This is a genomic window from Acinetobacter sp. UBA5984 (assembly GCF_002429925.1).
Taxonomy (GTDB): domain Bacteria; phylum Pseudomonadota; class Gammaproteobacteria; order Pseudomonadales; family Moraxellaceae; genus Acinetobacter; species Acinetobacter variabilis.
In genome coordinates this window covers 1-8,561 of the sequence record NZ_DJBE01000038.1, presented here as the reverse complement: position 1 = coordinate 8,561, position 8,561 = coordinate 1, and the positions used below count along the sequence as shown (strand labels likewise).

Below are 8,561 nucleotides of genomic sequence, written 5' to 3'. Positions count from 1 at the left end.
TCAAGATACAAGAAGCACTGCTACGCAAGTGTGAGGATGCGAAGCATTGATAAGTCCTGAGATTGATAGAATGGCAACACACGATCATTGAGTAAATCAGCCGCTGTAATCGGTGTTTTTGTTGTATAGAGCTTGCAATGAGCGACCTTGCTATAAGTGTCGATGAATGTTTGTTGGTAGATTCGTCCAACACCTTTGAGATTCCCGACATAAAAGGTGTCTTGCGCGCCTAAATAGCCTGGATGAGCTGTTTCGATTTCACCACAAGCAACGTCATCCTCATGCTTACGTTCAAGTGCCGCAATCTGCTGATCATTTAATTCAATACCATCCTGTGCCACTTTAGCCTCAAGTGCTTTTAAACGCTTCTTAAAGTTCTCTAAATCGTGACGAAGCCATATAGAGCGAACCCCACTCCTTGAAACGAATACACCCTTCTTGCGTAATTCATTACTAGTACGGTGCTGACCATATGCGGGATATTGAATTGCGAAATCAATAACAGCCTGTTCAATAGCATCATCTACACGGTTTTTTGAATTTGGTACTCGACGGGACTTATTAATCAGTGCGTCAATATCACCAGACTTCACTAATTCTTGATAGCGATAAAATGTATCTCTTGAAACGCCCATCACTTTGCATGCTCTGGATACATTCTGAAGCTCTTTAGCTAAATTGAGCAGACCTACTTTGTGTTTAATGATTTGATTGTTAGTATGCAACATAAGAAAGTTACCTTTGTTTGATTAAGATTTCGACACCTTTATCAAAACGGGTAAATTTCTCTTTTTCAAGAAGAATGTACGATCAAGTCTGAACGAATACACTTAAATATTGAGGTTGCGCCGCTATAAATTGAATCTGATAGCCATATTTGTTTAACACCTTTTTTACCAGAGAAAAGTCTAGTCCGTGCCCATTTTCCTGGACAGATTTACACCTGAAACACTGTCCCAGGTACTGACTTTATTACATAAGAGCTTCAGAGGTTTATCTATTCTAAGTCACTGAAATTAAAATTAAAATATGCATATCGGCTGACTTAATTTCGTGAGTTTATTTAACACGGCTACACGTGCATGAATTTCATTCACCTGGCTATCAAAGCACTTTGCCGTTAATTTATCGCCTAATAGCTTGATACAGGCTATCTGGGTTTCTATCAAGCTTCGCCAATGTTAACCTGACCACTTTTTCCAAATAGCTCTAGCTAGATGTTTGACTGTTTTTATAATTCGTTTCTCTCTAAATATCCTGTTTTTTGATGTTTCCAAAATTTTGTATTTTTTAGAGGAATAACTGCATGTGTATCTTGATCTAAAATGACTTGTCGGCAGTGCTTGGTGTCATAAGCTTCATCTGTACAGATAGGATCAATTTGCTCATCCAATGAGATTTAATCAAGTAAATCTTCGAGTGCTTATTAATCATTTACATCATTTGTTATAAGCTGAACTGCACGTATTTGCAGCGCTTCAGCATCTATTATACCTATATGGAGTTCACGCTATTTTTGTCGATATTCAAGCTGATGCTTCTTACGCTCCCATTCCTTTCGCCTAGAAACTTCAAACCAGTAGATGGAGACCATCAAGATTTTTTTGATAAATAAAAAGCCCCCCAGTGGTAAGTTTTTGTAACAGGATCTTATTTAACTAAAAATCAGATGAATGTAAGACATATATAAAGTTATTGTTTAGTATACTTCGTTTAACTTATGTTCACCTGAAGTCTACTTCATTAATTAACGATTAGATAATCATCACTTATTACATTAACTTATTGCTTTTTTATAAATTAGAATTTATAGGTTCATTAACCTCCCTATAAAAAATTAATAACTTTTAGGATACTGCTCAAGATGCTTATTATTGACTAGTTCATTCTTAAATCTAAAAAAATTTAAAATTTAAAAGATTGAAAAAACAAAAATGCCAGCATCAAGCCAGCATTTTGAGATAAGTCAGTTATTTATCCAGCTATAGTTCCACCATCTTTACGAGTGATTACTACAGTTGCAGAGCGTGGCCGGGAAGTGGCAGACGAGTTAGTCTGTGATGCAGGCCAATGACTAGTGGGCTTATCATAACTTCGAGAATCTTCTCCAGGATGCTGTACATTAATGAAAATCGCTTTATAGTCTGGTGTCATGGTTACCCCCGTAATCTCGCAGCCTTTCGGACCTGTCAGGAAACGACGTAAAGTTTGATCTGAGACTTGAGCACCGACAATAGTTTCCTGACCAGAAGATGTGATTGTTCGAGTACCATCTCCAACCTTACCAGGTAAAGCAGCCAACATCATACAGTTGGTCGTATCTGTATAAGCACCATCATCAGTCTGAATCCAGAGTACACCACGAGGGTCAAACCACATCCCATCTGGTGAAGACAGATCATTATTATCATTCAAACCTGATAGATTAATATTTTGTGCCATTTTAGCTTCAGCACCAAATAGGTAAATATCCCATCTGAATGTGATGGCTGTGGTCGTATCCTTATCTTCATGTAAGCGGATAATATGACCATTTACATTACCTTTGCCACCCTCAGGATCGCTATAGTTACGTGGATTGGCTGCATCTAAGGCATGTGTAGTGCCGCGGTTAGAGTTATTAGTGAGCGTAACATAGACTTCTCCATTCTCAGGATTAACTGCAACCCATTCTGGACGATCCATTTTAGTAGCGCCTACGCTATCTGCTGCTAGACGAGCAAAGGTCACGACATCTGCTTGGGAATTAAAAGGATAGATATTGTTCAGCTCATTCAAACCATTAATACCATAACTCAGCTCAATCCATTGACCACTCCCGTCTGCATTGAATTTAGCAACATAAAGCTTGCCATGATCCATATATTTATCTCCGACTGCATAACCACCATTACGGTCGTTTTCACTCCATTTATAGTCAGAAACAAACTTATATATATATTCTCCACGTGAGTCATCGCCCATATAGAAAGCCAGGTTATCATCTTCACGAGCACGACTGGCACGACAGTCTTCATGCGCAAAACGTCCTAAGGCTGTACGCTTAACTGGATTTTGTCGGCTATCAAATGGATCAATTTCTACAATCCAGCCAAAAGTATTGGGGCCATTACGATAATCTTTGCTAGCATCACCGGCAGTAATATCTGCACTCCATCGATCATAAAGATCCTGAGGTTCAATTGTACCTATTGCAGATTCCCAGCCATAACGTGAGCTTGAACCTGCTTTTAAACCATAACGCTCCAAAGCGACCGTTTCTTGCGGTAAGCGATGAGCATCATCAGTTTTGCTACGGACAAAGTAACCAATAAAGTTTTCTTCAGTGGTGAGATAAGTACCCCATGGGGTATAGCCGTTGCCGCAGTTGTTATGCGTACCGCGTGTTAGTTTTCCACCTGGTGAAAAGCGTGTAGATAGAAGAGTAGATCCACTCGCAGGGCCTGAAAAGCTCATGACAGTTGAGGCAGTAATTCGACGGTTATAAATCGAATTTTTGACAATTTCTATTTTTTGATTGGAATTGTCTTTTTTGATATGAATGATTGAAACACCATGTGCATTTGTCTCACGAATGACTTCATCTTCAGGGCGGCGACCATCAACTTTGGTTGGACCTTGAGGATGTAAAAAAGTCGGATTGATATATTCATGGTTCATAACGAGTAGACCGTGCTCAGACACAGTCGGGTCATACCGGCCAGAAGTGATATTTAAGCCAAAAAAACTCATTCCATCATGGCAGTCGCCAGAGCGAAACTGAAAGCTTGGCCCATTCGGGATATTGTTGTCATCCCAGTCTGAATATGCAGGATTAATAGAATCTCCAAGTGCATACAGGACATTGGCTTCATAACCGTCTGGTACAGTGACGATATCATTCAAGTTTTTAGCAACTGGTGTAAAGTTCAGTTGCTCTGGTTTTGCATTTGGGTCAATAGCAGGCGGGTTTGGTACAGTCTCGGTTGGCGGCAGAGAAGAGCTATTATCGCTGTCCCCACATCCGGCCAGAGAGGATGCAAGGGCCAATGCTGCAGCCCCACTTGCAGTTTTGGCAATTAAAGCACGACGAGAAATGGATTGTTCTAAAATATCCCGAAAATGATGATTATCTGATGTATTATTATCCAATTCCTGATTTTCATCATAAGGTAAGTAATCTGTCATTATTTTATTCCCATAACTAAGGTCTGGTTGTTTTAAAGTCAGGAATAAATTAGCGGTTGAATATGACAGTCAGGTGAAGCTAATATTGCGGATTTATTAAATATAATATTGATTTATATATTAAAAATAAAAGCAGCTTAAGCTGCTCATAGAGTATTTTCTTCTTTTATGTTCTTTTTATTATTATTCAGTTATGTCCGGTCATCATTTTTCTATCCATTTTCCTGCCGCTAAGCCTAATTCAAATAACAGCCACATTGGAACAGCTAACATAATCATTGATAGGGCATCGGGTGGTGTCACAAACATGGCAATAAAAAAACATCCCACCACAATAAATCGTCTTTTTTCCACCAAGGTCTGTGTGCTGACAACACCAATTATAATAAGCAGGAGCGTGATAATAGGGATTTCAAAAGTAAATCCGAAAACTAAAAATAGTTTTAAACAAAAAGCCAGATAACTATTGATATCGGTCATCGGTGCAACAGTGTCAGGTGATACGCTGATAAAAAAATGAAGGATAGAAGGTAAAGCGATTAAATAGGCAAAAGCAATACCTGCATAAAACAGTACAATACTGCTGATTAATAGTGGTAAAGCTAACTTTTTTTCTTTTAGGTACAATGCTGGTCTAATGAAGGCCCAAAGTTGATACAAAATAAAAGGCATGGCGATAAGTAAAGCAATAAAGAAGTTCAACTTAAATGGAGCCATGAAAGTCGCAGTCACATCTGTTGCAATCATGCTAGAGCTTTCAGGTAACTGAGCGCGTAAAGGCTTTGATAAAAGCTGATAAGTTTGGCTTGCAAAAGGCAGTAAACATAAGAATAGTCCTAATAATACGCCCACAATTTTGAAAAGGTGCTTTCGCAGAATCACTAGATGCCTGGTAATTGGCATTTCTTCTAACGGGATTTGCCGGGTATCGTTGTTGGTTTGAGTCGAAGGCAAAATACTCATACGGCCACCTTTATATCAGCATAAATTTTTTCTTGTTTTGTCACTTTATTCAGCTGGATTGGCGGTAAATGAACAGGTGAAACTGATTCATTAATTAATTGGTAAGTCAGCTCATAGTTCAAAAGATGTTGTTCCGGATTTCTAATGATGGGCTGATGGATTACATTTATATTATCCATTTGTGCCTGCATTTTAATTTCTAATTCCTGAATACGTTTCAGCTCGCTTTGCATTTGTTCCCGTAGTTCCGATAGTCGCAATTCACGGTCAAGATCATTTTGTATATTGCCGGCGATCCTTTTGATTTTGGCTGACCATTTACCTATAAAACGTATCGCTTCAGGGAGTTTATCTGGTCCAAGAATGAGCAAGGCAATTGCCCCAAAGACCAACAGCTCAGTCATTCCAATATTGAGCATAGCAATACCTCAATTCTTGATTGAACTCTCACTGGCTTTAACTTTCGCATCAATCGTTCGAGGGTACTGAAGTTGAGCTGCCTCAGCTTCTTCTTCACGGACAGATTTCTTAAAGTCCTTGATTGCACCCCCTACATCTTTTCCTAGATTTTTTAGTTTAGAAGTACCAAACAGTAAGATCACTACAATTGCAAAAATTAGTACATGCCAGATGGATAACCCTGCCATATTTTATCCTCATTTAATCTTTTTAAATTTATTGGCTTATATCAACACTAACAAATGACAGAGCTATGAAGATTTGATGTCAATATAATGACAAGGGTAATCCGCCCATAAATAACCGAAGTTAAAAATAGAGATCAAGCAGCCATTAATTAGAGGTAGCCTTCGTCTGTTTGCTTGGTGTGGTCTTTCATGGTTGTAATGCCACAGCCAACTCGTTGCATAATCTTGCACTTCTTCCAGTGTTTCAAATAAATGCGTACTTAGACAGCTATAGCGTATAGTTGGATTATAATGTTCAATATACGCATTCTGCTGTAGCTTACCTGGTTGAATATATTCAATACGAATACCTTATTCAGTTCCCCAGCGCCCACATTCATGATTGATAAACTCCGGACTATTCTCAAACCGAATAACTAACGGATTTTCTCGCCACTCTAGCAACTGATTCAACGTACGAATAACCCGAATTGTTGGTAATGAGAATTCTGCTTCAATCGCTAAACCTTCTCGACGAGAATCATCAATTATATTCAATAGCCGACACAAAAAGTGCCCCAAATAGAAGAATTACTGCCACACCGCTGGAAACTTGAACGGAATTAAAAAATAGGTATGGGGTTCAGCGGATGCTTACAAAAAAGATGTCTACACAGACCTCTTTTTTATTTGGGCTTAATACGTGAAATTATTGCTGAGTGTCATCTTCATTCAGAATTTGCCCTGTGTGCTTTGGTGTGATTAAAGGTGCAGTCGGACGCGGTCCTGTGTATTGCAAACCGATACCCGCATAGACATCATCTGCTGCAACTTCGGTTTCAAAACGTTCCTTATCTCGTTCTCGGATTTCTTGGCTAATTTCTTCAACATTACTCTGGTCAACACCCAATTCTTCTAAAATGGCACCGCCAAATAGCATTGCCGACTCGAAGGTTTCTCGAATCATGTAATCCACATTTTGTTTTGCTAAATGCAGCGCATGCTCACGGTCATAAGAGCGAACCAGTAACTTGGTTAAAGGAAATTCATGTTGCACCAACTCTACAATCTTATTCGTCGTTTCTTTGTGGTCTACGCAAACAACAATTGCCTCAGCCGTATCTGCTCCCGAGGCATGTAAAATATCTAAACGAGAACCATCGCCATAGTAAATTTTAAATCCAAATCTTTCAGCGTTTTGAATCATGTCGATATCATTATCAATGATGGTCACATCAATCCCTCGAGCAAGCAGTAATTGACTGGAAACTTGTCCAAAACGACCGAAACCAATCATCAATACTTTTCCAGAAAGTCCTTCGGCAATACGGATATTTTCTAAAGAAGTTTGTTCTGTAGTTTGGGTAAAACGTTTAAATAAAAAGCCAATAATCGGGGTCAAAATCATCGATAAGACTACAATCGCAGTCAGGTTTGAGTGTTCAACAGCACTAATGACTTGAGCACTCATGGCGGCAGTAAAGAGTACAAAAGCAAACTCACCCCCTTGAGCCATCAGTAATGCGCGATCGAGTGCTTCGGAGTGTGAACTTTTGGTCATGCGTGCAATCAGGTAAATCATGGATGCTTTGACAAACATCAGCAGAAGTACAGCACTTAAGATTAACACCCAGTTATTTTTTACGACGTTAAGGTCTAGTGACATGCCTACACCTAGAAAAAATAATCCGAGCAATATGCCACGAAACGGTTCAATATCTGCTTCAATCTGATGGCGAAAAGTGGATTCGGAGAGTAATACCCCTGCAAGGAATGCCCCCATTGCCATCGATAAGCCAGTGACTTGCATCAGTAATGCTGCGCCGAGCACCACCAAGAGTGCTGCTGCAGTCATGACTTCACGGGCTTTGGCTGCAGCTAATAAGCGAAATAAAGGATTAAGCAACCAATAGCCTGCAGCGATTAAACCTGCAATTGAAATTAAACCAATTCCGATGCTCTGCAAACGCGTAGAAGTACTTTCAACAACATGATTCGGTGCGATAAAAGCGACAATGGCCAATAAAGGTACAATCAACAAGTCTTCAAACAGCAGAATCGAGACAATTTTTTGTCCTCGTGGTTGAGCAATGTCTCCACGATCTCCCAAAAGTTGCATTACAATTGCAGTTGAGGTGAGTACAAAGCCTGCAGCACACACAAAACTCACTTGCCAAGAATAGCCATAGACCAAGCCTACAGCCGTTAGCCCTAATGAACAGGCACTAATTTGTAATGTACCTAATCCAAAAATTTCTTTTCTTAAATTCCATAAATACAATGGACGCATTTCTAGTCCAATCACAAACAGATACATCACAATACCAAGCTCAGCGATATGCAAAATAGACACAGAATCGTAGAAAAATGCCAGTCCAAATGGACCAATAATTAATCCTGCAATTAAATATCCCAATACCGAGCTTAATCCTAGGCGCTTGATTAAGGGGACTGCGATCACTGCAGCCGTGAGCAATATGACAGGGGATAAAAGGCTGATAGATGTGGCTTCTGCACTCATATATTTCTCAGATTTTGTATTGGGGCTGTTGACATTGCAAGTATAGAATTTACCCGATAAAGGTAGCCAAATATATATATACAGGCTTCAAGCTAATGCAACTGCAGAGCCTGTAAATAATTTTGTGTAATTGCTTTTCATAAATTTAAAGATGATCACTTAGAACCTATCCAGAATATTTTCTATGCAAAAGGGCTTTGTTGCACAAAGATTTAAAAGACAGCACCTGCTTATCTGAACAGAACTCAAGTGACAACTTGGTTATGAGGACGACCTAATTCTGT

At 39.3% G+C, this 8,561-nt stretch carries 5 protein-coding genes and 3 pseudogenes; all 8 read right to left on the bottom strand.

What is annotated here, in order from left to right; genetic code table 11:
* Window positions 1-29: 29 nt before the first annotated feature.
* Window positions 30-728: pseudogene (locus B3J29_RS05595) on the bottom strand (helix-turn-helix domain-containing protein); the annotation flags it as partial.
* A 294-nt stretch (window positions 729-1,022) separates the two neighbouring features.
* Window positions 1,023-1,584 (bottom strand): annotated as a pseudogene (locus B3J29_RS05590) (IS5 family transposase); the annotation flags it as partial.
* Between the two features lie 390 nt (window positions 1,585-1,974).
* Window positions 1,975-4,167: a PhoX family protein gene (locus tag B3J29_RS05585; RefSeq protein WP_004812202.1), complete on the bottom strand. Its 2,193-nt coding sequence runs from the start codon at window positions 4,165-4,167 to the stop codon at window positions 1,975-1,977.
* 204 nt (window positions 4,168-4,371) lie between these two features.
* Entirely contained in the window at window positions 4,372-5,130 is a 759-nt protein-coding gene (gene tatC / locus B3J29_RS05580) for a twin-arginine translocase subunit TatC (protein ID WP_004812200.1), read from the bottom strand.
* Window positions 5,127-5,549 (bottom strand): Sec-independent protein translocase protein TatB, encoded by a 423-nt coding sequence (gene tatB, locus B3J29_RS05575; protein ID WP_004812198.1) that lies wholly within the window; start codon window positions 5,547-5,549, stop codon window positions 5,127-5,129. Before tatB ends, tatC begins: the two co-directional genes overlap by 4 nt.
* A gap of 9 nt (window positions 5,550-5,558) precedes the next feature.
* On the bottom strand, window positions 5,559-5,777 hold the full coding sequence (locus tag B3J29_RS05570) for a Sec-independent protein translocase subunit TatA (RefSeq protein ID WP_004812196.1): 219 nt from the start codon (window positions 5,775-5,777) through the stop codon (window positions 5,559-5,561).
* Between the two features lie 147 nt (window positions 5,778-5,924).
* Window positions 5,925-6,320, bottom strand: a pseudogene (locus B3J29_RS05565) (integrase core domain-containing protein); the annotation flags it as partial.
* Window positions 6,321-6,465: 145 nt separating this feature from the next.
* A complete protein-coding gene (locus B3J29_RS05560; RefSeq protein WP_004812195.1) occupies window positions 6,466-8,277 on the bottom strand; it encodes a monovalent cation:proton antiporter-2 (CPA2) family protein in 1,812 nt (603 codons plus the stop codon).
* Window positions 8,278-8,561 lie beyond the last annotated feature (284 nt).

Coding starts and splice junctions, on each gene's coding strand:
- B3J29_RS05585 (WP_004812202.1), bottom strand. CDS start 4,167: ATGACAGATTACTTACCTTATGATGAAAATCAGGAATTGGATAATAAT.
- tatC (WP_004812200.1), bottom strand. CDS start 5,130: ATGAGTATTTTGCCTTCGACTCAAACCAACAACGATACCCGGCAAATC.
- tatB (WP_004812198.1), bottom strand. CDS start 5,549: ATGCTCAATATTGGAATGACTGAGCTGTTGGTCTTTGGGGCAATTGCC.
- B3J29_RS05570 (WP_004812196.1), bottom strand. CDS start 5,777: ATGGCAGGGTTATCCATCTGGCATGTACTAATTTTTGCAATTGTAGTG.
- B3J29_RS05560 (WP_004812195.1), bottom strand. CDS start 8,277: ATGAGTGCAGAAGCCACATCTATCAGCCTTTTATCCCCTGTCATATTG.